Below are 24,855 nucleotides of genomic sequence, written 5' to 3' on the forward strand. Positions count from 1 at the left end.
CCGCCGATCACGATGGCGGCCAGCGTCACAGGGGCCGAAAAAGCCAGGACCGACATCGCGCTGACGCCTTGCCCGATCGAGCATCCCAAAGCGATGGTGCCACCGATACCCATCAGGGCCGCTCCGCCAACCTGACGGCCCAGTTCACGCGGGTCTTCGCAGGCCTCCCAGCGAAACAGTCCGCGGATCAGCGAGCCCATGAGGGCGCCAGCCAGCACCCCTCCGACCAGCCCGACCGAAAAGGTAATCCCGCCTGCGGTTGATGTCATGAAATAGAGGATCGTGCGCCCCAAGGGGGCGGTAAAGGACGGGGCCTCGACCCCGGTTTCGCCCATGCTTTCGGCAAAAAGCCACGAGGTGCCAATCAGGCACCAGACCACCGCCAATCCAGCGGCGACGCCCCAAGCGATGCGGCGTTTATCGGTGCGCAAGGGTTTGTAGGCGAGGCCCCAAGCCAGAAAGCCTGCGGCAATGGGCAGGGCAAAGACCAAGGGGGACAGGCCGCTGCGGGCCGAAAGCCAATGTGCGATGCCTTGGGGCGAGGTCGCAGGCTCTTGGGCGAAGATCAGCAGGCGCAGATGGGCCAGCGGGCCGGACAGCGTGACAAAGGCGAAAATGCCCATCACCACGACCACAACCAGCGCGCGCAGATCACCGCCGCCAAAGCGCACCAACGCGCCAAAGCCACAATTGCCCGCCAGCGCCATGCCATAGCCAAACAGCAGTCCACCCACGATCGAGGACAGCGGCGACCATTGGATGGTGTGATAAAAGCTGTGGGTGATATCGGCCCAGCCCAAGGCCTCGGCCAGGAAAGAGCCCGCAATCCCCACCGCCAGCACCACGCCCCAAAGGCGCAATCGGCGCTGATCTTCGCCGTAAGCCGCGCTTTCCAGCGCGCCCAGCGTGCAGAAATCACCCAGACGGGCCGCCAAACCCAACACCACGCCGCCGATCAATCCGACCAAAGCGGCCAGCACGCCCACTGGCAGGTGTTCCATTTCGCGCCTCCCTTCCGGGCAGGTTAGACCCGGTTTCCTGATAGAGATTATTGCAAGGCCAACCCTTAGTCGGTGTTGCAAAACATTTCATAGACCACCTCGATCAGGCGCCGCGCGCGCGGATCGGACAGCGTGTAATAGATTGCTTTGCCCTCGCGGCGGGAACTGACCAGCCCTTCGAGGCGCAACCGTGCCAGTTGCTGACTGACAGCGGCTTGGCGCGATTCAAGAAGGTTTTCCAACTCGGTAACGGATTTTTCGCCCGAACTCAGATGGCACAGAATCATCAGCCGCCCCTCATGGGCAAGGGCCTTCATCAAATTCGCAGCATCCTGGGCGCGCAGCATCAACTCATCGGCGTCCAAACGCGCGCACCTCCCATCCTGACCTGGGACGGGAGAGGTAAGGTCGGAATCGCGCCCATCTGGTGCCATTTGTCGCACCGCCATTTCCTTTTTGCCGGTTGCCTAAAATGGCGCAACCACACTGGTTATCTTTAACACGCTTTAACACGGCGATTCGCCGGAACAAAGCCTGCGTCGTCATTTTTCGCCAGATGCCGTGCACTTATTGCGCCGGGTCGGGCAGATCTGCGCCCGCTTTTTGCAGCGCTTGGCCTAGCAATCCCCAGAAGAAATCTTCGCTTGCATAACCCTCGATCCGCGCAATTTCGGTGCCGTTATCCAGCAAAACAAAGGTCGGCGTATAGATCGCCTTGCCGCCGGTGAGGGTGACGCCCTCAGGCATTGGCTTGTGCAGATCTGCGCGCTCGAGTGGGGCGATCTGCCCCTCGGGGGTCTTGGGATAGATCGGGCCAAGATCGTTGTTCCACATCCGGCAATAGACGCAGCCCGTCTGTTCGATCATCAGCAAACGAAAGCGCGATTGTGCCGCAGGGGTAGGGTCGCTGGTGGGCGCGCTCGCGGGCGTAGGTGCGGCCGGGTCCAGGGCCGGGGCGGTATCGGCCAATCCAAGAGTTGGCCCTGCCGCCATCACGGCAGCGAGAAAAACTGCGCAAGCGAACTCACGGAACATTGACGATACTCCCATTACATATAAAGATCGTAATATGTTTCACGGGGGCGTCAAGAAACGGTTGGGAGGCCGTAGTCCTCATCATGGGAGGGTTTCGTGCCGATTGACCCAAGTTTCGGGGGCGCATTTTTCGCCGGGTTGCTGTCTTTCCTGACACCCTGCATTTTGCCTATGGTCCCGTTTTATCTGTCTTATATGGCGGGCTTGTCGATGAGCGAGCTGCGCAGCGACGGTGCGATTGCGCGCGGTGCACAGATGCGCATGATCGCTTCGGCGGTGGCATTCGCGCTGGGTGTGACGACGATTTTTGTGTTGATGGGGATGGGCGCGACGGCGCTTGGCTCGGCATTTCGCGAATGGATGGGGCCGCTTTCCTACGTCGCGGCAGTCATTCTGCTGGTCTTCGGGCTGCATTTCCTCGGCGTGATCCGCATTCCGTTCCTCTATCGTGAGGCGCGCATGGAATCCAAAACCGACCCGTCCACGTTCTTTGGGGCCTATGTGATGGGGCTCGCTTTTGGCTTTGGCTGGACGCCCTGCGTTGGCCCGGCCTTGGCGGCGATTTTGATGGTCGCATCGGGGATGGGCGATATCACGCAGGGCGGGCTGTTGCTGTTCGTCTATGGGGTCGGGATGACCTTCCCCTTCGTGATCGCGGCCTTCTTCACCAAGCCGTTCCTCGCGCTGATGCGCCGCCACCAGTCCAAACTAGCCTATGTGGAAAAGGCGATGGGTGTCATGCTGATTGTGTTTGCGATCTTGATTGTGACCGGCGGGCTGCGCTGGATCGGTCAATTCTTGATCGAGGTGATGCCCAGCGGAAGCTTGGGCTGAGCAATGGGAGAGAGATGATGCGTTTTTTGACTTCTACCTTTGGCGCGATCGTGGCGTGCCTGATCTTGGCACTGCCAGTGGCGGCGGCGGAACTGGGCGATGATGGGCTGCACAAAGAACCGTGGTTCCAGGATACCTTCAAGGACATGTCTGACGATCTGGCCTCGGCCAATGATGCGGGCAAGCGGTTTCTGGTGATCTGGGAGCAGCGTGGCTGCATCTATTGCAAGAAGATGCATGAAGAGGTGTTCTCCGATCCCGAGATCGCGAAACTCATCACCGACAACTATTATGTCGTGCAGATGAACCTGTTTGGCGACGTCGAGGTGACCGATTTCGACGGCGAATCTCTGCCCGAAAAAGACATGGCCATGAAGTGGGGGGTAATGTTCACGCCCACCATGATGTTCTTCCCCGAAAACGTCGATGGCGTGGCGGCCAACAAGGCTGCCGTGGCGCAAATGCCGGGGGCTTTTGGCAAGGGCACGACGAAGGCGCTTTTGACCTGGGTGAAGAATCACGGATATGAGAGCGGGCAGAACTTCCAGAAATATGTGGCCGAGCAGATGGCACAATAATTGCCCCGAAATGATCAGTTTTTCAGAAAAGCCCCGCATGGGAAATCTTGTGCGGGGCTTTTCTGCACCTGCAGCATGCATTGTTTTTAAAGGATTTTTCTTGATGTGTTTGGCGAAACATATCGGAAAATATGCGAAATTTTGAATTTATCATTGCGCCATACTGACGCGCTCGCTTAAATGTGTCTCAGGGAGAGAATTTGGGAGGACTTCTATGAAACGCCACGTTGCGTTGGCCGCAGTGGCCGCCACGTTCGCAGCTACCGCCGCGTTCGCCGAGACCGCGCCGATGGATGTAAAGTTCACCGACACCGGGGAGGTGACGACGTCGCTGACCGGGCAGCCGGGCGATCCGACGAAAGGTGCTGAAGTTGCATCGACGAAGTCACAGGGCAACTGCGTGTCTTGCCACGTTGTCTCTGCGCTGAATGCGTCGTTCCAGGGTAATATCGGCCCCGAGTTGAATGGTGCCGGGGATCGTTGGACCGAGGCACAACTGCGCGGAATCGTCGTTGATGCCAAGCACACGTTCGAGGGCTCCGTGATGCCCGGAATGTATAAAACCGGACCGTTCATTCGTCCCGGCGATGGCTATACCGGCAAGGCTGCGCCTGCCGATTTGCCGCCGATCCTGAACGGTCAGCAAGTAGAGGATGTGGTCGCTTTCCTTATGACACTTAAGGAAGAGTGACCTTTTCTGAGTAACCCGAGAGGAGAGAGACAAGATGACGATGACCAGACGTGACGCGCTGGCGCTGGCGATGGGTGGTTTTGCCGCCTCGGTGCTGCCGCTGCCCGCGCTGGCCGATGCTACGGCCGATGCGATCGCGAAGTTCACCGGCGGTGCCACCGCAGGTGAGGGCGGCCTGACGCTGACCGCTCCCGAGATCGCCGAAAACGGCAACACGGTCCCGGTTTCGGTTGACGCACCCGGTGCCACCGAGATCGCTATTTACGCCCCCGGCAACCCGACGCCGGGTGTCGCGGTGTTCAAATTCGGCCCGCTGGCTGGTTCGCAAGCCGCTTCGATCCGCATCCGCCTGTCGAAAACGCAGGATCTGGTTGCCGTCGCAAAGATGGCCGATGGCAGCTTCGTGCAGGCGAAATCGACCGTGAAAGTCACCATCGGCGGCTGCGGCGGCTGATCGGATAGCAGGAGAGACATGATATGAAAAACGTCAAACCCCGCGTGAAAGTGCCGAAATCAGCGTCCGCCGGTGAGGTCATCACCATCAAGACCCTGATCTCGCATCCGATGGAATCGGGTCAGCGCAAAGACAAAGACGGCAAGGTGATCCCGCGGGAAATCATCAACCGTTTTACCTGTGATTTCAACGGTGAGAACGTGATCGACGTCACGCTCGATCCGGCTGTTTCGACCAACCCCTATATCGAATTCGACGCCAAAGTGCCCGAAGCCGGTGAATTTAAATTCACTTGGTATGATGATGACGGGTCGATCTACGAAGACAGCAAGAAGATTGCGATCGGCTAAGCCATAAGGCGATGCCACGGGGGCTAAGGGAATGCCCCGAACCAAGGATAACTCTGCGCCCGATGGGGAGATCGACGGGCGCAGAGGTCACCCAGGGAGGATCAGAGATATGACGCTGCGCACCAGCCGCACCATCCTTGCCGCCACCGCCATTTTGGCGCTGTGCACGGCGCCTTTGCGCGCCGAGATGGCGGATGACGAACTCAACATCAACGGCGATTCGCCGGTCGTTACCAAGGCGCCTGCCGCCGATTTCCTCAAGGGTCACCTTGACGAAGTCTATTCCGGCTGGCTGTTCCGCACGGACGATACCCGCGCAATGGAGCAAGACGACTTCGACAATCCGGTCATGGTCTTTGGCGAACAGGGCATGGACAACTGGAATGTCGTTGACGGCTCCGAGGGCAAGTCCTGCGCGTCCTGCCATGGCAAGATCGAAGAGGGCATGAAGGGCGTGCGCGCCACCATGCCCAAAGTGAATGCCAAGGGCGAGCTGTGGTCGATGGAAGACTACATCAACGACTGCCGCACCAACCGTATGGGCGCAGAAGCCTGGGGTTGGGACAGCGGTCCGATGCACAACATGACGGTTGCGGTCTCGGTCCAGTCGCGCGGCATGCCGGTCAACGTCAAGATCGACGGCGACGCCGCCCCGTTCTGGGAAAAAGGCAAAGAGATGTATTACACCCGCTACGGCCAGCTCGAGCTGTCCTGCGCGTCATGCCATGAAGAAAACTATGGCAACTACATCCGTGCCGACCACCTGAGCCAAGGTCAGACGTCGGGCTTCCCGGTGTATCGCCTCAAAACGGCGGGCGTGGTTTCGATCCACAACCGCTTTAAGGGCTGTATCCGCGACACCCGTGGCGAAACCTTCAAGCCGGGCTCGCCCGAGTTCCACAATCTTGAGCTATATGTCGCCTCGCGCGGCACCGGGCTTGAGATCGAAGGCGCTGGCGTTCGTCCCTAAAATACGGCGCGCGGGGCAGGGGAATCCCTTGTCCCGCGTGCGTCTTTAGAACATATTCAATTTTCACTATCTGTTTGAATTTGTTAGTCAATTTTGGGTTTGAGACGATGCTTTTTCCGTCCATCGGAAAGAGGAAATGAAGGAGAGACACAGCATGATTTCCCGGCGGGAATTTCTTCAGGCAAGCTTGGCTGCCTCGACCATCCTTGGTGCATCTGGCCTGTCGCGCTGGTCGCGTGCGATGGCACAACAGACGATGACGCAAGACCAGCTTTTGCAGTTTGAACCGCTGGGCAATGTCACGTTGATCCATATCACCGACATTCACGCGCAAGCGATGCCGATCTATTTCCGCGAGCCGGAGATCAACCTCGGCGTGGGCGATGCGCGCGGCAAGCCGCCTCATGTCACGGGCAAAGACTTTCTTGAGATGTTCAAGATCAAGCCCGACAGCCCCGAGGCTTACGCGCTGACCTATGACAACTATGTCGATCTTGCCAAATCCTACGGCAAGATGGGCGGGATGGACCGGGTTGCCACCGTGGTCAACGCGATCCGCGCCGAGCGCCCCGAGGCGATCGTGCTGGATGGCGGCGACACCTGGCATGGCTCGATGGTTGCGCTCAAGACCAAGGGTCAGGACATGGTTGATATCATGAACCAGCTTGGCACCGATGCGATGACCTCGCATTGGGAATGGACCTATGGCGAAGAACGCGTGAACGAGATCGTCGACACCTTGCCCTTCCCGTTCCTTGGCGCCAATATCTTTGACGCGGAATGGGATGAACCGGCTTACGAGCCCTATAAAATCTTTGAACGCAACGGCACCCAGATTGCGGTGATCGGGCAGGCCTTCCCCTATCTGCCGATCGCCAACCCGAAATGGATGTTCCCCGACTATTCGTTTGGTATTCGCGAAGAGCGGATGCAGGCGATGGTCGACGAGGTGCGTGCCAAGGGCGTCGATCTGGTCGTCTGCCTCAGCCATAACGGCTTTGACGTTGACCGCAAAATGGCGGGCCGCGTGAAGGGCATCGACGTGATCCTGACCGGTCACACTCATGACGCCGTCCCCGAGCCGGTACTGATCGGCGAGACGATCATGATCGCTTCGGGGTCGAACGGGAAATTCGTGTCGCGCATCGATCTGGACGTGCGCGATGGCAAGATGATGGGCTTCCGTCACAAGCTGATCCCGATTTTCTCGGATGTGATCGAGCCGGACAAAGATATGGCTGCGCTGATCACCAAAACCCGCGAGCCCTTCAAGAAAGAGCTTGAGGAAGTCGTGGGCGAAACCTCGAGCCTTCTCTATCGCCGCGGCAACTTCAACGGCACTTGGGATGATCTGATCTGTGAGGCGATGTTGTCCGAGCGTGATGCAGAAATCGCGATGAGCCCGGGCGTGCGCTGGGGGCCGTCCTTGCTGCCCGGTGACAAGATCACGATGGAAGACATCCTTGGTGTTACCTCGATGACCTATGGCGAGACCTACCGCACCGAGATGACTGGCGAGACGATCAAGACGATCCTCGAAGATGTGGCCGACAACCTGTTCAACACCGACCCTTATTATCAGCAGGGCGGCGACATGGTGCGCATCGGCGGCATGGGCTATCATATTGATGTCTCCAAGCCGATCGGTCAGCGCATCTCGAACATGACCTCGCTTAAGGATGGCGCGGATATCGATCCCTCGCGCAGCTATGTCGTGACGGGCTGGGCCTCGGTCAACGAGGGCACCGAAGGGCCGCAAATCTGGGACGTGATTGCAGACCATATTCGCAAGATCGGCACCGTCGATCTGAAGCCCAATGAATCGGTCGTGGTGACGGGCGCCTAAGCCCCAACCGCACCCGATGACGTAACCCCGATTGGGGCAAGAGACTGGAGGAGACTACATGGACGAGAAGGAACGCCACGCCACTCCGGCCACTGGCACCGGCTACAGCCGCCGCGGATTTCTGCGGGCAGGGGCTGCAGCAGGGGCATTGGTCGCGGGGGCAGGTGCCGCGCGCGCAGAGCAGCAACCCGATCCGTTGATCACCGAAGTGCAATCCTGGGCTCAGGGTTGGGGCGACGGTGTTGACGCCACGCCTTACGGGCTGCCGATTGAATTCGAAAGCGATGTTATCCGGCGCAATGTCGGCTGGCTGACGGCTGATGTGATTTCGTCGATCAACTTCACGCCGATCCACGCTTTGGATGGCACGATCACCCCGACGGGTTGCGCCTTTGAGCGTCACCACTCGGGCGCGATCGAGCTGAAGAAAGAAGACTACCGACTGATGATCAACGGTCTTGTCGATAAGCCGCTGGTTTTCACCTACGAAGATCTCGAGCGTTTCCCGCGCGTCAACCGCACTTACTTCCTGGAATGTGCGGCGAACTCGGGCATGGAATGGGCGGGCGCGCAGCTCAACGGTGCGCAATTCACCCAAGGCATGATCCACAACATGCAGTATTCGGGCATTCCGCTGCGCACGTTGCTGGAAGAAGCTGGCGTTCAGACCGAAGGCAAATGGCTGTATGTTGAAGGCGCGGATGCGTCCTCGAACGGTCGTTCGATCCCGCTGGAAAAGGCGATGGACGACTGTCTTGTCGCGATCAAGGCCAATGGCGAAGCCCTGCGCAAAGAGCATGGCTACCCGGTGCGTCTGGTCGTTCCCGGTTGGGAAGGCAACATGTGGGTGAAGTGGCTGCGCCGCATCGAAGTGACCGACGAGCCTGTGCAGGCGCGTGAGGAAACCTCGAAATACACCGACACGCTGGCCAACGGTATCTCGCGCAAATGGACCTGGGTCATGGATGCGAAATCCGTGGTCACCTCGCCAAGCCCGCAAATGCCGATCAAACATGGCAAAGGCCCGCTGGTTATCACCGGTATCGCGTGGTCGGGCCGGGGCGCTATCACCAAGGTCGACGTGTCGATCGACGGTGGCGCAAACTGGCAAGAAGCGCGTCTGGCAGAGCCGGGCGTCGACAAGGCGATGTCGCGCTTTTACCTCGACATCGACTGGGATGGCTCGGAAATGCTGCTGCAATCGCGCGCCACCGATGCCACGGGCTACGTTCAGCCCACCAAAGACGCGCTGCGCGCGATCCGCGGTGAGAACTCGGTCTATCACAACAACGGGATCCAGACTTGGTGGGTCAAAGAAAACGGGGAGTCTGAGAATGTCGAAGTGTCGTCGTAATCTCACTCTGGCAGCCTTGCTCGCAGCACCTTTGCTGGCTGCGCCAGCGATGGCAGAGACGTATAATCTGGGCCGTGCCGCACTGCCCGCCGAAATGAAAGCTTGGACGGTCGAGGTCTTCCCCGATGGCAAGAACTTGCCCGAAGGGTCTGGCTCGGTCGCAGATGGGGAGTCGCTTTTCTCTGACAAATGCGCGGCCTGTCACGGTGATTTCGCCGAAGGTGTGGACAACTGGCCCAAGCTGGCTGGCGGTGCAGACACGCTGGCACGCAAGGACCCGGTCAAGACGGTCGGCTCGTATTTCCCCTATCTTTCGACGGTGTGGGACTATGCCCACCGCTCGATGCCGTTCGGGGATGCGCAAACGCTGTCGGTCGATGAGACCTATGCAATCGTGGCCTATATTCTTTACTCCAACGATCTCGTTGCTGACGATTTCGTCTTGACCAAAGAAAACTTCCTCGACGTGAAAATGCCCAATGCGGACGGGTTCATTGTCGATGATCGCCCCGAGACGGAATACCCGGTGTTTTCAAAAGCGGGGTGCATGTCGGACTGTAAGAAAGACGTGCATATCACCATGAAGGCGACCGTTCTTAACGTCACGCCCGATCAAGGTGGGGATGACAGCGCCGCTGCCGATACGCCGGCGGATGCGCCTGCCGATACGGTTGCGGCGACGGCTGCAACCGAAGGGGCAAGTGCCGAAGCGATGGCGCAAGATGCCCCCGCTGCTACCGAAGAAAGCGCTGCCGCTGCTCCCGCGGCCACTGAAGAAACGCTTGATGCCGATCCCGCGCTGGTCGCGGCAGGTGAAAAGGTCTTCAAAAAGTGCAAGGCCTGTCACCAGGTCGGTGAGGGCGCCAAGAACAAGGTCGGTCCGATTCTCAACGGGTTGATCGGGCGTCAGGCGGGCACTGTGGATGGCTTCAAATACTCGAAGTCGATGACGCAGCATGGCGAAGACGGTCTGGTCTGGAACGAAGAGACTGTGCAAGCCTATCTGGCTGATCCTAAAGGCTATATCCCGAAGAACAAGATGTCCTTCGCGGGTCTGAAAAAAGCTGACGATGTGAAAGCAGTGTTGGCTTATATCGAAAGCCAAGGTGGCTAAAAGGTCTCGCGTGGGCCGGGTCTGGCCCTCGCTACTTTGCTTGGCAAAGGCCTTCTGCTTACCGTTTGAAACGCCCGTGCTTGCCGCGGGCGTTTCGCTATTTCGCCCGCGCGCTGGGGGCGTGTGCCCTTTGTCGGGCTTGCAGCCCACCGCCCCCCGAGGATATTTGAGCTAATACGAAGGGGAGACAATATGCGCGAGCAGGGTAAGATCGACGAGATGAAGGCGCGCGTGCGCGCGATGTTTGAGGCGGGTGTGGCGGCGGCCGATCCGGCGCGCGCGGTGTCTGAGTCGATGGATTGGGCGCGCGCGGACCCGCCGGGACCGGGTGGGAAATGGCAGGTAGTGGCCTTGGGCAAGGCGGGTTTGGCGATGGCAACTGCGGCTTTGGCCGCATTGCCCAGCGATACGGCGGCCTTGATCGTGACCAATCCTGAGAATGCGCAAGGGGCGCAATCTCCTGCGGGCGCAAGACTGATTGCGGGCGATCATCCGGTACCCGGACCGGGCAGCCAAGCCGCGGGGCGCGCGATCCTTGAGGCGCTCGCCCGTCTTGGTCCGCAAGACCGCGTGCTGGCGTTGATATCAGGCGGTGGCTCGGCGTTGGCAGTGGCGCCGTCGGACGGGTTGAGCCTGTCTGACAAGGCCGAGGTGAGCCGCCTTTTGCTGGGCTGCGGGGCGGATATCGCGCAGATGAACCTGATCCGTCAGCAGCTGTCGCGGCTCAAGGGGGGCGGCTGGCTGGCAGCCAGTGCCGCGCCGGTGACAGGGTTGATCCTGTCGGATGTGCCCGGCGATGATCTGGCGGTGATCGCCTCGGGGCCGACGGTTGCGCCAATTGGCACGCGCGCGCAGGCCGCTGATCTGTGTCGTGATCTTGGGATATGGGATCAGTTGCCCGCATCGGTGCGCACCCATTTAGGTCAGCCAGAGCCAACGCGTGATCGACCGCAGGCGCGCAACCGGTTGATTGGGGCGAATGGGATATCGGTTGCGGCGATGCTAGCAGCGGGCGCGCAGGCGGCCCCTTTTGCGCTGAGTGGCGATGTTGGCGATCTGGCGCCGCGTATCGTGGCGCTTCTGGCAGATCTGGCGCCGGGCACCGCGCTGGCCTTCGGGGGCGAAAGCACGGTCACCTTGCGGGGCGACGGCTTGGGCGGGCGCAATCAGGAATTGGCGTTGCGCGTGGCGCTACTGGCCGAGCAAGCGGGCGTGTCAGGGCCGTGGTGCTTTTTGTCCGGGGGGACGGATGGTCGCGATGGGCCGACGGATGCCGCAGGAGGGCTGGTGGACCCGCAAACATGCGAGTCGATCCGGGCGGGTGGCGAAGATCCTCAATCCCTATTGGCCAATAACGATTCCTACCGGGCCTTGCGGGCGGGCGGGGCGTTGTTGATGACCGGGGCGACGGGCACGAATGTGGCCGATCTTGCGATACTGGCGCGCGGCTGAGCGGGTCTGCCTGCGCGCGCAATTGCGGGTTCAGTGGCTTGCTGAAACGTCTCGGCTGGGGAGCAGGCGGATGAGGACTTCGCGCAGCACGGCGATCGTAATGATGGTGACGGCGATGGTGTCAAATCCGAACATGGCAGTGTCCTCCAACAAAATGCCTGACCCTAATCTGGGATCGTTGCGTCGGTTTTGGCCGCGAATTGGGGCGTGAAAAAGGCAGGTATGGGGCGATTATGCGCCGCGTTCCTGCCTGAGCACGCGTGGTAAACGGGCCGTGCATCGCGCGCGTGCGCGCAATCGTTTGACAGGGCTGGGCGCGGTGGCGATAGTCGGACCGGGAGAGGGACAATGCCGCAACGCCAGGTTCTGCTGATCGAGGATGAACCCCATATCGCCGAGGCGATCCGCTTTATCCTGTCTCGCGCGGGATGGGGTGTGTCGGTGCTTGCGGATGGTGCGCAAGCGATGGCGCAGATCGTCGCCCAAGCGCCCGATGCGGTGATCCTTGATCTGATGCTGCCGGGGCGCTCGGGTTTGGAAATTCTGGCCGCGATGCGCACCGATCCGGCACTTGTCGCTCTGCCTGTCTTGATGCTGAGCGCACGCGGGCAGGGACGTGATCGCGATGCGGCCGAGCGCGCGGGTGCAACCGCTTTTCTGGCCAAACCCTTTGCCAATTCCGATGTGCTCGCCCATCTTGAGGCGATCACGGGCGGCGGGGCTGGCGCGCATCGGGAGCCTGCGTAATGCCGCAACCGGGTCAGCCGTTATTCCTTGCCCGGCGGTCCTATCGGCGGCGTCGTCTGATGGATGCGGCAAGATTGCTGCCGGTGCTGGGCGTGGTGATGTTCGCGCTGCCCGGCCTGTGGCACCCGGCCGAGACGCTAACCCCCGATACCGGACGCGGTGGGCTGTATCTGTTTGCGGTCTGGATCGCGCTGATCTTTGCCGCCTTTTTGATTGCGCGCGGGCTGAGCCCGGTTCTGGATGCCGAGGAGATGCCCGAAGAGGGTGGCCCTTCGGCACAGGAGCCTGACTAGCATGGGGTTCAATAGCCTTGTTGCGGTCTGTGTAGGCTATGTGATCGTGCTGTTCGGGGTGGCGTTTCTCGCCGAGCGACGGGCGCGGCGCAACCGCCTGCGATTCTTGCGAAGCCCGTGGATTTATACGCTCTCGCTGTCGATCTATTGCACGGCCTGGACGTTTTACGGCGCGGTGGGCTATGCGGCGCGCTCGGGGCTGGAATTCGTCACGATTTATCTGGGGCCGACGCTGGTTTTCATCGGCTGGTGGTGGGTGCTGCGCAAGCTGGTGCGGATCGGGCGCACGCATCGGGTGACCTCAATCGCCGATCTGATCTCTAGCCGTTATGGCAAATCCAACACGCTGGGTGTGATCGTGACGGTGATGTCGGTGGCCGCCGCCACGCCCTATATCGCGCTGCAATTGCAATCGGTTACGCTAAGTTTCGGGGTCTTCGCCTCAGGCGCGCCCGAAGGTTGGGCGCTGCCCGATCAGGGCGCCACGGCTTTGTGGATCGCGGGCGGGCTGGCGCTGTTTACCATCCTCTTTGGCACTCGCAATCTCGATGCGAATGAGCGCCATCACGGCGTGGTCACTGCGATTGCCCTTGAGGCGGTGGTCAAGCTGGTCGCGCTGGTCGCGGTCGGGGTGTTCGTCGTTTGGGGCTTGGGCGGTGGGCCGATGGATATGCTCGCACGCATCGACGCCTCGCCGATATCAGAGTGGCAGTTGCAACCGGGCCGGTTTGCCGGGCTGACCTTTGTCTCTGCGGCGGCGGTGCTGACCTTGCCGCGGATGTTTCAGGTGCTCGTCGTCGAGAATGTCGATGAGCGCCATCTGGCCACTGCGAGCTGGGCGTTCCCCGGCTATTTGATGCTGATGAGCCTGTTCGTGTTGCCAATCGCGGTGATGGGTCTTGAACGTATGCCTGCAGGGTCAAACCCTGATCTGTTCGTGCTGACGCTGCCGCTGTCGCAAGGGCAGGACAAGCTGGCGCTGCTGGCGTTCTTGGGCGGGTTTTCCTCGGCCACGTCGATGGTGATCGTGGCGGCCATCGCGCTGGCGACGATGGTAAGCAACCATATCGTGACGCCGCTGTGGCTGGCGCTGCGTCGCTCGGCCACGCGCGAAGCGGGGGATGTGCGCGGGCTGGTGCTGGCCTCGCGCAGGCTCTCGATCATCGGCGTGCTGAGCATGGGCTATATTTATTATCGCCTGTCGGGCGGGTCCGAGGCCCTGGCCGCGATCGGTCTCATAGCCTTTGTTGGCGCGGCGCAGGTCTTGCCCGCGCTGCTGGGCGGGATCTTCTGGCGTGGCGCGACCCATGTGGGGGCGACGACGGGGCTTCTGATCGGCTTTGCGATCTGGGGCTATACGCTGTTTCTGCCCTCGGTCGGAGATGCGGGTCTGTTGCCGCAATCGGTGCTGGATGCCGGGCCGCTTGGCCTTGGCTGGCTGCGCCCGCATGCGCTGTTTGGCATTGAAGGGCTGGACCCGATCTTGCATGCGCTGTTCTGGTCGTTGCTGTTTAACACCTTGGCGTTCCTGATCTTTTCGATGGCGTCTTTCCCCGGCCCGATGGAGCGGCTGCAGGGCGTGGCCTTTGTAAACGTGTTTGACCAAAGCCCCGCCGCGCGGTCTTGGGCGCAGGGCGGGGCCGAGGCCGAAGACCTGCTGTCGATGTCGCAGCGTATATTGGGGGCGCAAGAGGCGCAGCATTTCTTTCAGGCGCAGGCCGCAGCGCAAGGCAAGGTGGGCTTCCTGCCTGATACAACGCCTGCGTTCACCGCCCGGCTAGAGCGCAAAATGGCCGGATCTGTCGGCGCGGCGACGGCGCATGCGATGATCGCGCAGCTGACCGGGGGCAGCTCGGTGAGCATGCAAGATCTGATCGCGGTGGCGGGCGAAACGGCCGAGGCCAAGGAATATTCCGCCCGACTTGAGGCGAAATCAGACGAGCTGGCGCGTGTTGCGCGTGCGCTGCGCGAGGCCAATGACAAGCTACGCGATCTGTCGGTGCAAAAGGACGCGTTTCTCAGCCAGATCAGTCATGAGCTGCGCACGCCCATGACCTCGATCCGTGCGTTTTCCGAGATCCTGATGGAGCCCGATCTGCCCGATACCATGCGCGCCCAATATGGCGAGATCATTCACGAAGAGGCGCGCCGCCTGACTCGGCTGCTCGATGATTTGCTTGATCTTTCTGTGCTGGAAAACCGCCGTGCGCAGCTCGATATTTCGGTGATGAACCTGCATGATCTGATCAATCGCGCGGTACAGGCGGCCTCGGCCTCGCGCCCCGAGCGCGCCTTTCGCATCGAGCGCGATTTCCCCACCGAACATATGCCCGTCTTCACCGATACCGACCGGCTGGTGCAGGTGTTCATCAACCTTATTTCCAATGCGCGCAAATATTGCGAGGCAGAGCGCCCGGTGCTGCGTATCGAGGTGAAGAAACGGGGCAAACGGGTGCAGATCGACTTTATCGACAATGGCGCGGGCATTCCCAAGCAGTCGCAAAAACTGATCTTTGAAAAATTCGCCCGTCTGACCGATCAAAGCCGCGCGGGCAGCGCCGGGCTGGGCCTTGCGATTTGTCGGGAGATCATGGCCAATCTGGGCGGCACGATTGATTATCTGCCCGGTCAGGGGGGCGCTGCGTTTCGCGTCAGCTTGCCGTTGCGCCGCCAGGGCGTGCGAAGCGCAAGCGCCACCTAACTCCCCGGACTTATACTAATTGTAAACCTTGATCTGCGAAGTTTCAGGCAAGGCTATGTCAGATTTCAAGTGGATGGAGGGTATGGCACCAGAGCAGGGCAAATCGGTGCTGCGCAAAAAGGCCGAGGCGGGGCGTCCCGTCGCGGACGGCGCTGTGATGTCCGCCGAGCGCGCGATTTCCTCGGGTTTGGCGAAGGTTGCGCAGGATATGCTGACCCTGCCGCTGCGCGTCACCGCGCTTGAGGAAACGCGACGCAGCCTTGCTGATCTGCCTGAAACGCTTGAGGATTTATCGCTTTTGGCGCTGATTGAGGGGCCATCGGAGGCACTTGGGCTGATCGCGTTGCCCCCCGCCACTTTGCAGGCCTTGATCGAGATGCAAACGATGGGCCGGCTCAGCAAAACCCCGCCCGGCCCGCGCAAGCCGACGCGTATTGATGCCGCGATGGCGGTTGATTTCATCGATTCTCTGCTGGCCTCGATCGAAACCTCGCTGATTGAAGATGATGCGATTTCTTGGGCGGGCGGGTTTCGTTATGCCTCTTATCTGGATGATCCCCGCCCGCTTGGCCTGTTGTTGGAAGATGTGACGTTCCGGGTTTGGACGGTGCAGTTTGTCTTGGGCGAAAGTGGCGAGCGCGAGGGTGCCTTTTTATGGGCTGTGCCGCAAAAGGGCCGGGGGGCGCATCTCAAACGCGACCCCAGTGTGGCTTGCGCGGGCGACGAGGCGGGCGCGCATAAAACCCTTGCCGCCCTTCTTGTGCCGCCTTGGGAAGAGCAGATCGAGCGCACGGTGATGAGCACGCCGGCGGAACTGACAGCGGTGTTGCATCGCATGACCCTGCCGCTTTCGGCCGTTTTGAATTTCAAACCGGGGATGGAACTGCCGCTGCCCGCTGATTCGCTCGAGCAGATCACACTTGAGGCGCAGGGACGACGCAAACTGTCTTTCGCGCGCCTTGGCCAAAGTCGGGGCAATCGCGCATTGCGTCTGACGGGGGCTGAACGCGCCGCACCCGATCACGAAGCGCCTGACGATACGCTGAGCGTGGGGGCAAGCCCGTTTGAGGCGAGCGGTTTGCCCGAAGCGCCTTTGGGCGGTTTGGGGGACCCGATGAATACGGCCTATGATGACGACGCCAGCGTCGATCTTGACGCGTTGGGCGGTTTTGGCGCAGCCGATGATCTGCCCGATCTGGGTGGGTTTGCCCCCTTGCCCGAAGCGGAAACGGCGACAGATGACCTGCCGCCGCTCAAGATTGGATCGGGTTTCTAAAGGCGTCTCAGCGTGCCGGGGCGCGGCTGTCGCGGGCGAGGGCGCGCTCTTCCTCTGGTATGTTTTCGCATGGCGGCACTTCCAGCGTCGAGCGATCAAACACTGATAACCAGCCCTTGACCCGCGGCGCCAGCGCCATGCCTACCCCCATCGCGATGATAAACAGCCAGCCTTCCCAGCCGTTGAAACTCAGCGAGCCCATTGCCGGACCCGGGCACAACCCCGCCAGTCCCCAACCCGCACCAAACAGCAAAGATCCCAAAACCAGATTGCGATCGACAAGGCGGGGGAAAGGCCCGGGCATCGGAGAGCCGAGCACCGATTTTTCGCGCTTGCTGGCGAAAATCCAGACAAAGAACATCACGCCCACCGCGCCGCCCATCACGAAGGCCAAGGTCGGGTCCCAATTGCCAAAAATATCAAGCCATCCCTGCACCTTGGCGCTATCGACCATGCCCGCGACCAGCAGCCCCGCGCCAAACAGCCCGCCCGAGAGGAAGGCAAAGAAATTGCGCATCAGATCACTCCCAGTATGTGGCGAAAGACGACCAGCGAGAGCGCCCCGCCAAGCAGGTAAAACGCAGTCGCGACAATACCGCGCAGCGAGAAACGCGAGATCCCGCACACGCCATGACCCGAGGTGCAGCCATTGGCGATTCGCGTGCCCGTTCCGACCAGCAGCCCTGCCAGAATAAGCACCCAGATCGTATGGCTGACATGGGTGTCGACGTTGCGATACAAAGGCACCAGAAGCGGCGGCACGGCCACGAGCCCGCCCAGAAAGGCGATGCGTTCTGACACGGTATCGCGCCCCGAACCGTCGATCAGCCCGCCAATAATGCCGCTCGCACCCATGATGCGCCCGTTAATTAATAGAAATACTCCGGCCCCTGCGCCGATCATCAGACCGCCGACGAGCCCCCAAATCCAATCCTGATGCATGAGATCTCCCTCGTGCTCTGTACGCATAATATGAACAACGCATTGCTCTCCCAAGCTTGCGGGTCCTCCCAAACCTACGGGTTCTCCCAAACCCGGCGTCGATGTATGTTAGGGCGTGCTTGCGATCATACGCAAGTATTTTGATATGTTGATGTACATCATTGAGCAATGTGGCGCGCAGTGCTGTAATTGAGCAAATGGAGGATGCGGAATGAAAAGCGATAAACTGCGCCGGGCTGAGATCGAAGAGCGCAAAATGCACTTGCTGGAGCGGATCGAAGAGATTGATGCTGAGCTTGACAGCCATGTCGAGCAGGATTGGGAAGACGCCGCGAGCAAGCAGGAAGATGACGAGGTGCTTGACGAATTGGATATGGCAGCGCGTCAGGAATTGCGTGTGATTGAGGCTGCGCTGAACCGTCTGGATGCGGGCGAATATGGGTTTTGCGTCACCTGTGGTGAGCGCATCGACGAGGCGCGTCTTGACCTGTTGCCTGCGACCCCGTTTTGCCGACTGCACGCGCCGGGGGCAAGAAAGCCGGCCCAATAAGCCTGTGAGATGCGCATTGTGGCGGGGCTGGAACCCGCCCAAGGCGCAATTTAGCATTGTTTTGCAGCGCTTTGCCCGTAAACTCACATCGAAGAATAGGTTTGTGAGGCAAGTGTGATTATGGCGAGACGCGTGAAAATCGCACAGCGTGACGGGCTGGCCTGGATCACCTTGGCCGCCTTGGATGAGCAGGGCGCAGAGGCCGGGTTTGACCCCGATCTGCGCGTGGCGCTGCACAATGCGCTTGAACTGGTTTTGAATGACAAGGCGTTGCGCGGGATCGTGCTGCGGGGCGGCGCAATGGGGTGGCCCTGCGCGCCCGACCCGCTGTCGGATTACGCCCATGATCCCAGCGCCCCGGATTTGGGGGCGTTATGCGCGACTTTGGCGGGCGCGCGCATGCCCGTTTTGGCCTGCTTGAAAGGGCATATTCAGGGTGGGGCGTTGGCGGTGTCGCAGGCGGCGTCCTTGCGCATCGCGACCGAAGATACCTGCTTTTGCGCGCCCGAATTTACCTTGGGTGCGCTGCCTGCAGCGGGTGGGCTCGTACGTTTGGCGCGCCGTCAAGGCGGGGCGGCGGCGCTGCATTTGATCGCACCTCCCGGCCAACTTGACAGTGAACGCGCGCTTGCGCTGGGCCTGTGCGAGATGGTCTTGCCCGATATCACCCCCGCCCAAGCCATTGCTGCGCTCGATACGCTGATTGCCGAGGGTGGGGGCTCGGCGGATGCGGCGCTGGATGATCCCGCGGCCTATTTCGCCGCTCTTGAGGTTCCCAAAGCCGAGCTGATCCGCGGCCCGCTTGCATCGGTCGCGCAGCGCGCAGCCGAGGTGGTTGAGGCCGCGGTGTTGCTGCCCCTCGAAGAGGCGCTCGATTTTGAGGCGGTGGCATTTGACGATCTCAGCGCCACGCCGCTTGCCAAGGCGCTGCGCCACGCCCGCGCCGCAGAGGTTGCGGCAGCGCACTTGCCCGGTCAATCGGCAGATCACACGTCGCCCCCCCAGCGCCGCATCGGTCTGTGGGATCAGCCCGCCGCCTTCGCGGGCGCGCTTTTGGCGGCAGGTCATGAGGTGGTTTTCGGGGCCAGCCAAGCCAAACACATACAGACCGCTTTTTCTGCTATTGCACGCGCGCAAGAAATATCGGTGCAAAAAGGCGCGCTTGATCCCGATCAGCGCGAGGCAGACTGGGCCCGCCTTGGCGCGGCCACCGACCCGGCGGGATTGGCCGATTGCGCGCTGATCATTGCGCAAGCCGGGGTGGTGGGCCTGCCAGATGCAGGTCTTTGCGTGTTGGAAAGCCGCGATCATCTTGATCCGCCCGAGCGCGGCATTGCGCTGACCCGCGAGGGCGATGTTGTCGAGCTGGTGGCCGGGCCTGACTGTTCGCGCGCGATCGTGCACGACTTGGCAATGGTGCTGCGCCAAGGTGGGGCGCATTTGATTTTGGGCGGTTCCGGGGCGGCGGGGATCGTCGAGCATTTGCGCCTGAGCCTGATCACGGCAAGCGGGCGCACGCTGTTGGCGGGGGCCTCGCGCGATCAGATTGATCACGCCTTCGCGCAGGCCGGATTTGTGAAATCACCGCTGCGCCTGATTGAAACCCTTGGCGCCCCGGCGCTGAATGCGCGTCGCGCCAAGGCGGGCCTTGCGCCCGATCTGCTGTTGATGGCGATGGAGACGGCCGATCTTGCCCTCTATCAATCCAAGGATAGCGATCCCGACTGGCTTGACACCTTGCGCCGTGAGGCCGGGATCGTGGCGCGCAAACTCAGCGCATCCGAGATCATGGCCCGCGTGCTGGCCGAGATGGCCAATAGCGGGGCGTGGCTGTTGCAGCACGCTCAGGCGCATCGTGCCAGCGATATCGATCTGGCCGCAATTCGGGCGTTGGGATGGCCACGCGCCTTGGGGGGCGTGATGTTCGGCGCCGATCAGGCGGGGCTGGTGGCAATGCGCAAGCGTTTGCGCGCCTTACACGAAGAGGGCGCCAGCGCCCCGGTCACGCTATGGGATGTGCTGATCCGCAACGGCAAGCATTTCGGCGATCTTGACGGGCGCTAAGCCGGAGTTCAGCCAAGGAAAATCCCGACCACGACCATCATCAGGCCGATCACCGACACGAACAGCGCGGCCATGTTGATCACCACGACGTGCTGCAGGCGCGCCCGCAAGGCGGCATCGTCAAGGCCTGCGCGTTTGGCTTGGGCGACTGAGACGATGCACCACAAAATGCCCAAAAGCCCGACGACCGACACCGCAGCCCCTGCCCAGATCAGATATTCCATGCCATCCTCCGTCAGCGCCGCTCGGTCGGCGCGGCCTTGCCCTAGCGGCTCTGCGCCCATGTGGCAAGCGAAACGCGCACGACCTCTTGATGCGGCGCACGCAGCGGGCTAGTCAGGGCCTCGATCAGAGCAGGAGAAAACCATGCCCAGCGATGCCGCCTATAACGTCGCCGCCGACGAGCTGCGTCAATTCATCGAACAATTCGAAAGCCTCGAGGCCGAGAAAAAAGACATAGCCGAGCAGCAAAAAGACATCATGTCCGAAGCCAAGGCGCGCGGTTATGACACCAAGGTGCTCAAGAAAATCGTTGCGATGCGCAAGCGCGACAAGGACGATCTGGCCGAGGAAGAGGCGATCCTCGATCTGTATAAATCCGCGCTGGGCATGTCGTAAGACCCGCCCGGGCCTTAGGGGGCGATGAATTCGACCCCCGGCAGCCGCGCAATCGAGGCCACATCGGCGTCATATTGCGCGGTGATTTCTGCGATCAACTCGTCGGTCCAGCCCGGCAGCGGGGCGTCCATCTCGATCTCGTCGGGCTGGACGTATTTGCCCAGGAAGGCGGCGGCGATCTTGCGCCGTTGCACGACTGATTTCACCGGATGACTCTTGAAATAGGCACGCAATCTGGCGCGCCCCTCGGGCAGCATGATCTGGTCGAGAATCAGCATATCCCCCATCAGCCCCTGATCCTCGGGCACCCCCGAAACTGCGCGCAACACTTCGGGCCAGATCAGCGGCACGTCCTCGTTGCACCACAGCACCAACCGACGCCCCTGCGCCGCCTCGCGCATATCGCGCACCACTGTTTCCCAGCGCAAATCACGCGGATCAAGCCCCGACATCAGCTGTTCATAGCTGCGTTTTGGCAGGCGCTGGGCGAGTTGCAAGATCAAGCTGGCGGGGTTGATCAACGCCATGTGAAACTCTGTTTCGTCCTCGGGAAACAGGTTCGCAAGCGGGGCAAGCTTACTGGCCGCGCGGGTGTAAAACCCATGCTCGGTGATCACGCGTTCAGGAATGCATAGGAAGAATTCATGGCTGAAGATCAGCCTGTCCATATCGTGCTGATCCGAGCAGGCCTCGATAATTGCATCCTGCACCTGCAGCGGCGCGGGCTCGCCATGCAGCGACACAAGCGCGTCGCGCAGCACCATCCGATATTTCTGTGGTGGCGGCACTACGATTTTGAATTTCTCTAACACCTTGGGGTTGTTCGCCAAAACGCGAACGATCCGGTCCTCATCGGTCGAATGAGCCCCTAAGTGAAAAACGACTTTCATCTGCTCGACCCCGCATGTTTCAACGGCCTTGGCGGCGCGCTTATGATTATGGCGCACTCTAGCGGTTGAAAACTGGACAGGCAAATGCGTTTCAGTCTAGAAGGTGTTATGCGATCTGACAAAAATACTCAGGAAATAAACGCCCCGCGCCGCGTCGCGCAATTTGCCTCTAATCGCCGGGCAAATCGCGCAGGCGGCGCGTTGTGGTCACTGGGCTCTGTCATGATCGCAGCGCTAGTTCTTGCGCCGATTTTGGCCGTTGTGGCGATGGCGTTTGATCCGCGTGAAAACATCTGGCCGCATCTGATGGCCACGACCTTGCCGCGCTATCTTGGCAATACCGCAGTGATCGCGATTGGCGTGGGCGGGATCAGCGCGGCGATCGGGGCGGGGGCTGCGTGGCTGGTGGTGATGCATCGCTTTGTCGGGCGGCGAGTGCTGGAATGGCTGTTGCTGTTTCCCCTCGCAATCCCGGCCTATGTCGGAGCCTATGCGCTGAGCGATTTCCTCGATTATTCCGGCCCCGTGCAGACCGCGCTTCGGGCCAGTTTCGGCTGGGCCTCGGCGCGCGATTACTGGTTTCCCGAGATCCGTTCCCGCGAGGCGGCGGTCGTGGTGCTGTCGGCCGCGCTTTACCCCTATACCTACCTGATCACCCGCGCCGCCCTGCGCGAGCAATCGGGTGCCAGCTATGAGGTCGCGCGCGCACTTGGTGCGGGGCCAGTGGCGCTGTTCTGGCGCGTCGGCCTGCCGCTGGTGCGCCCAGCGATTGCGGCCGGGGCGGCGATCGCGATGATGGAGAGCGTGGCCGATTACGGCGTCGTTGCGCATTTCGGCGTGCAGACCCTGACCACGGGCATTTTCGCGACGCGGCTGGAGGGGGGCAATGCGGGGGGGGCGGCCCAGCTGGCATTGTTGATCCTCGGTGTGGTCTTCGCGCTGTTTGCGCTGGAAAAAATCTCGCGACGCAAGGCGCGTTACTATCAAAGCGCGCGGCATTCGCGCCCGGTCACTCCGGTGACGCTGCGCGGCTGGACGGGCTGGCTGGCGGCGGGACTTTGCGCGTTGCCGGTGATGATCGGGTTCATCCTGCCGGTGAGCGTGATGGCGGCCCATGCGCTGGCCAGCCCCGAGCCATGGTTCGGACGCGGACTTGGCCTCGCGTTGTGGCATACGCTCAGCACGGGGGGCGCGGCGGCGGTTTTGACGATCACGATGGCGCTGTTCATGATCTATGGCGTACGCATTTCGGGCCGCTGGCTGCCCAAAGCGCTCCTGCCTGTCACGACGCTGGGCTATGCGGCGCCTGGGGCGGTCTTGGCGGTAGGGATCATGATCCCGCTGGCGCGCCTTGATCACGTAATTGCCGATGCGATTGAGGCCATTTCGGGCCATGATCCGGGGTTGCTGCTGACGGGCTCGGCGGTGGCGATCGTGCTGGCCTATGTGGTGCGGTTTTTTGCAATCGCGCAGGGGGCGGTGGACGGGGCGTTCGCGCGCGTGCCGCCCTCGCTGCCCATGGCGGCGCGCAGTCTGGGGCGCGGGGTAGGGGGCGTTTTAAGCGCGCTCTACCTGCCTTTGATGCGTGGCTCGATCGGCTCAGCACTGCTGCTGGTCTTTGTCGATTGCGTCAAGGAACTGCCCGCCACGCTGCTGCTGCGCCCATTCAATTACGAAACGCTCGCCACACGGGTGCAGGAAAAAGCCAGTCTCGAAAAACTGGGCGAGGCTTCGCCCGCTGCCTTGCTTGTCTCGGCCGTGGGTTTGGTGGCGGTTCTGGTTCTGGCACGCGCAAATTTGGGCAAACGCACATGATCGCACGTCTTGCACGCGCGCGCGTGCCGCGCTATTGCGGGGCCAGTAGGCCGGCGTAGCTCAGTTGGTAGAGCGTCTGATTTGTAATCAGGGGGTCGGGAGTTCGAGTCTCTCCGCCGGCACCATTATTTTCAATGACTTAGGGCCTATGGCGTTCGCTGGTGAAGCGTTCATGTAAGCGCAATGTAAGCGTCGCCGGCTTGTTATCCGCGCATTTGATCAGCCGTCGTCACCTTTGCCACTCATTCGGATTCTGGCGGCTCTGCGAGGTGGCGCGATTCCTTAGCTCGCGCCGAGTCGCGTGAGTGTCTGGGCGAGAGCCGTCATTCACCGCGCCACGCACGAGCGGCAGGGATGTGCAGGTCACGAGCTTTGCAAATAGCCATTTCATCTTTTGGGTGCCGTTGGGGCTGATCTTGGCACAGCTTATGGCAAACGGCGTATGCGAGACTAACTCACCATTTGACTGGTGGCGAACCGTATTTTCCTGCCGTTTGACATCAATGATCTGCCGCCTTGGTGTGGTGGAAACCGTTATATCGCCTGCCAAGAACGGAGTGTATGAACATGACCAATCCTTTACGTATCGATATCGTGTCCGATGTGATGTGCCCATGGTGCATCATCGGCTACCGTCAGTTGGCGCAAGCGCTGGACGCGGTTGGCACCGACCATGAAATTCACTGGCACCCATTCGAGTTGAACCCGGAAATGCCCCCTGAAGGCCAGAACACCCGCGAACATATCATGGAAAAATACGGTAGCACGCCTGAGCAATCCGAACGATCGCGACAGCAGATGAAAGCATCGGCTGGCGATCTTGGGTTTGATTTCCAGTGGACCAAAGACTCGCGCATGCACAACACATTCAATACGCATCAGCTGCTTCATTGGGCGGACACGCAAGGTCGCAAACACGATCTGAAACTGGCGCTGTTCACCGCGCATTTCACGGATCAACGCAACCTGTCTGACGATGCCGTGCTGGCCGATATTGCCGCCGAAATCGGGCTGGACCGTGCTGAAGCCGCCGCCGTGCTCGACGATCAACGTTTTGCCAAGGACGTGCGCAGCGCCGAACGGTTCTGGCAGCAACAGGGCATCTCCGGCGTACCTGCGATGGTGTTCGACCGAAAGCACCTCGTTACCGGCGCGCCAGGAGGGGACAATTACCCTAGGCTCCTGTCCCAACTCGTCTCGATGACAGGCTCATCCGTGGCCAGCCCCCAAGACTATGGTGGTGCATGTCCATTATGAGGACCTAGGGGGTCTCTCTCACC

General features: G+C 61.0%; 26 protein-coding genes and 1 tRNA gene. 20 read left to right on the top strand and 7 right to left on the bottom strand.

Annotated elements, in window-relative coordinates:
* The 3 genes from QZ571_RS15525 to QZ571_RS15535 all read right to left on the bottom strand — a co-directional run.
* The coding region (locus tag QZ571_RS15525) for a YeeE/YedE family protein (RefSeq protein ID WP_295536772.1) at positions 1-1,001 on the bottom strand (1,001 nt) is incomplete at its 3' end.
* Positions 1,002-1,066: 65 nt separating this feature from the next.
* Positions 1,067-1,348 (bottom strand): metalloregulator ArsR/SmtB family transcription factor, encoded by a 282-nt coding sequence (locus tag QZ571_RS15530; RefSeq protein ID WP_295536811.1) that lies wholly within the window; start codon positions 1,346-1,348, stop codon positions 1,067-1,069.
* A 220-nt stretch (positions 1,349-1,568) separates the two neighbouring features.
* Positions 1,569-2,036 (bottom strand): hypothetical protein, encoded by a 468-nt coding sequence (locus tag QZ571_RS15535; protein WP_295536774.1) that lies wholly within the window; start codon positions 2,034-2,036, stop codon positions 1,569-1,571.
* Between the two features lie 96 nt (positions 2,037-2,132).
* Between QZ571_RS15535 and QZ571_RS15540 the strand changes: the two genes are divergently transcribed.
* From QZ571_RS15540 to QZ571_RS15605, 14 genes are all read left to right on the top strand, one after another.
* A complete protein-coding gene (locus QZ571_RS15540; RefSeq protein ID WP_295536776.1) occupies positions 2,133-2,870 on the top strand; it encodes a cytochrome c biogenesis protein CcdA in 738 nt (245 codons plus the stop codon).
* 17 nt (positions 2,871-2,887) lie between these two features.
* Entirely contained in the window at positions 2,888-3,448 is a 561-nt protein-coding gene (locus tag QZ571_RS15545) for a thioredoxin family protein (protein ID WP_295536778.1), read from the top strand.
* 214 nt (positions 3,449-3,662) lie between these two features.
* Entirely contained in the window at positions 3,663-4,139 is a 477-nt protein-coding gene (soxX, locus tag QZ571_RS15550) for a sulfur oxidation c-type cytochrome SoxX (protein WP_295536780.1), read from the top strand.
* Positions 4,140-4,173: 34 nt separating this feature from the next.
* The gene (soxY, locus tag QZ571_RS15555; RefSeq protein ID WP_295536782.1) at positions 4,174-4,593 is read left to right on the top strand and encodes a thiosulfate oxidation carrier protein SoxY; all 420 of its coding nucleotides are present in this window, start codon (positions 4,174-4,176) and stop codon (positions 4,591-4,593) included.
* Positions 4,594-4,616: 23 nt separating this feature from the next.
* Complete coding sequence (gene soxZ / locus QZ571_RS15560; protein WP_295536784.1) at positions 4,617-4,943, top strand: thiosulfate oxidation carrier complex protein SoxZ; 327 nt, start codon at positions 4,617-4,619, stop codon at positions 4,941-4,943.
* Between the two features lie 109 nt (positions 4,944-5,052).
* Complete coding sequence (gene soxA / locus QZ571_RS15565) at positions 5,053-5,913, top strand: sulfur oxidation c-type cytochrome SoxA (protein ID WP_295536785.1); 861 nt, start codon at positions 5,053-5,055, stop codon at positions 5,911-5,913.
* Positions 5,914-6,067: 154 nt separating this feature from the next.
* Positions 6,068-7,759: a thiosulfohydrolase SoxB gene (gene soxB / locus QZ571_RS15570; RefSeq protein ID WP_295536787.1), complete on the top strand. Its 1,692-nt coding sequence runs from the start codon at positions 6,068-6,070 to the stop codon at positions 7,757-7,759.
* A gap of 58 nt (positions 7,760-7,817) precedes the next feature.
* On the top strand, positions 7,818-9,113 hold the full coding sequence (soxC, locus tag QZ571_RS15575; protein ID WP_295536789.1) for a sulfite dehydrogenase: 1,296 nt from the start codon (positions 7,818-7,820) through the stop codon (positions 9,111-9,113).
* Positions 9,094-10,227: a c-type cytochrome gene (locus QZ571_RS15580; protein ID WP_295536791.1), complete on the top strand. Its 1,134-nt coding sequence runs from the start codon at positions 9,094-9,096 to the stop codon at positions 10,225-10,227. The genes soxC and QZ571_RS15580 overlap by 20 nt, the downstream gene beginning before the upstream one ends.
* 192 nt (positions 10,228-10,419) lie before the next feature.
* On the top strand, positions 10,420-11,679 hold the full coding sequence (locus QZ571_RS15585; protein WP_295536793.1) for a DUF4147 domain-containing protein: 1,260 nt from the start codon (positions 10,420-10,422) through the stop codon (positions 11,677-11,679).
* A gap of 348 nt (positions 11,680-12,027) precedes the next feature.
* Complete coding sequence (locus QZ571_RS15590) at positions 12,028-12,426, top strand: response regulator (protein ID WP_295536795.1); 399 nt, start codon at positions 12,028-12,030, stop codon at positions 12,424-12,426.
* Positions 12,426-12,719, top strand: a complete 294-nt coding sequence (locus QZ571_RS15595) for a hypothetical protein (protein ID WP_295536796.1) — start codon at positions 12,426-12,428, stop codon at positions 12,717-12,719. Before QZ571_RS15590 ends, QZ571_RS15595 begins: the two co-directional genes overlap by 1 nt.
* Before the next feature lies 1 nt (position 12,720).
* Positions 12,721-15,420 (top strand): ATP-binding protein, encoded by a 2,700-nt coding sequence (locus tag QZ571_RS15600; RefSeq protein ID WP_295536797.1) that lies wholly within the window; start codon positions 12,721-12,723, stop codon positions 15,418-15,420.
* Between the two features lie 55 nt (positions 15,421-15,475).
* Positions 15,476-16,696, top strand: coding sequence for a FliM/FliN family flagellar motor C-terminal domain-containing protein (locus QZ571_RS15605; RefSeq protein ID WP_295536798.1), 1,221 nt, complete (start codon positions 15,476-15,478; stop codon positions 16,694-16,696).
* A 7-nt stretch (positions 16,697-16,703) separates the two neighbouring features.
* Here QZ571_RS15605 and QZ571_RS15610 read toward each other — a convergent pair whose 3' ends face one another.
* Positions 16,704-17,213 carry a YeeE/YedE family protein gene (locus tag QZ571_RS15610; protein ID WP_366929961.1) on the bottom strand — a complete coding sequence of 170 codons (510 nt, stop codon included), beginning with the start codon at positions 17,211-17,213 and terminating at the stop codon, positions 16,704-16,706.
* Positions 17,213-17,638: a YeeE/YedE thiosulfate transporter family protein gene (locus tag QZ571_RS15615; RefSeq protein WP_295536799.1), complete on the bottom strand. Its 426-nt coding sequence runs from the start codon at positions 17,636-17,638 to the stop codon at positions 17,213-17,215. Before QZ571_RS15615 ends, QZ571_RS15610 begins: the two co-directional genes overlap by 1 nt.
* A 211-nt stretch (positions 17,639-17,849) precedes the next feature.
* Between QZ571_RS15615 and QZ571_RS15620 the strand changes: the two genes are divergently transcribed.
* Positions 17,850-18,188, top strand: a complete 339-nt coding sequence (locus tag QZ571_RS15620; RefSeq protein WP_295536800.1) for a TraR/DksA C4-type zinc finger protein — start codon at positions 17,850-17,852, stop codon at positions 18,186-18,188.
* A 132-nt stretch (positions 18,189-18,320) separates the two neighbouring features.
* Positions 18,321-20,252, top strand: coding sequence for an enoyl-CoA hydratase/isomerase family protein (locus QZ571_RS15625; RefSeq protein WP_295536802.1), 1,932 nt, complete (start codon positions 18,321-18,323; stop codon positions 20,250-20,252).
* Between the two features lie 8 nt (positions 20,253-20,260).
* Here QZ571_RS15625 and QZ571_RS15630 read toward each other — a convergent pair whose 3' ends face one another.
* Positions 20,261-20,476, bottom strand: coding sequence for a hypothetical protein (locus tag QZ571_RS15630; RefSeq protein WP_295536803.1), 216 nt, complete (start codon positions 20,474-20,476; stop codon positions 20,261-20,263).
* Between the two features lie 142 nt (positions 20,477-20,618).
* On the opposite strand from QZ571_RS15630, the gene QZ571_RS15635 reads away from it, so the two are divergent.
* Entirely contained in the window at positions 20,619-20,870 is a 252-nt protein-coding gene (locus QZ571_RS15635) for a DUF2312 domain-containing protein (RefSeq protein ID WP_295536805.1), read from the top strand.
* A gap of 14 nt (positions 20,871-20,884) precedes the next feature.
* Here the strand turns inward: QZ571_RS15635 and QZ571_RS15640 are convergent, their stop codons facing one another.
* On the bottom strand, positions 20,885-21,760 hold the full coding sequence (locus QZ571_RS15640; protein WP_295536806.1) for a hypothetical protein: 876 nt from the start codon (positions 21,758-21,760) through the stop codon (positions 20,885-20,887).
* Positions 21,761-21,868: 108 nt separating this feature from the next.
* On the opposite strand from QZ571_RS15640, the gene QZ571_RS15645 reads away from it, so the two are divergent.
* The 3 genes from QZ571_RS15645 (at position 21,869) to QZ571_RS15655 (ending at position 24,832) form a co-directional block, all read left to right on the top strand.
* Complete coding sequence (locus QZ571_RS15645; protein ID WP_295536807.1) at positions 21,869-23,575, top strand: iron ABC transporter permease; 1,707 nt, start codon at positions 21,869-21,871, stop codon at positions 23,573-23,575.
* Positions 23,576-23,624: 49 nt separating this feature from the next.
* A tRNA-Thr gene (locus tag QZ571_RS15650) sits at positions 23,625-23,700 on the top strand.
* Between the two features lie 436 nt (positions 23,701-24,136).
* Positions 24,137-24,832 carry a DsbA family oxidoreductase gene (locus tag QZ571_RS15655; protein ID WP_295536810.1) on the top strand — a complete coding sequence of 232 codons (696 nt, stop codon included), beginning with the start codon at positions 24,137-24,139 and terminating at the stop codon, positions 24,830-24,832.
* Positions 24,833-24,855: the final 23 nt, after the last annotated feature.

It is taken from the genome of uncultured Thioclava sp. (assembly GCF_913064665.1).
In the GTDB taxonomy this organism is placed as follows: domain Bacteria; phylum Pseudomonadota; class Alphaproteobacteria; order Rhodobacterales; family Rhodobacteraceae; genus Thioclava; species Thioclava arctica.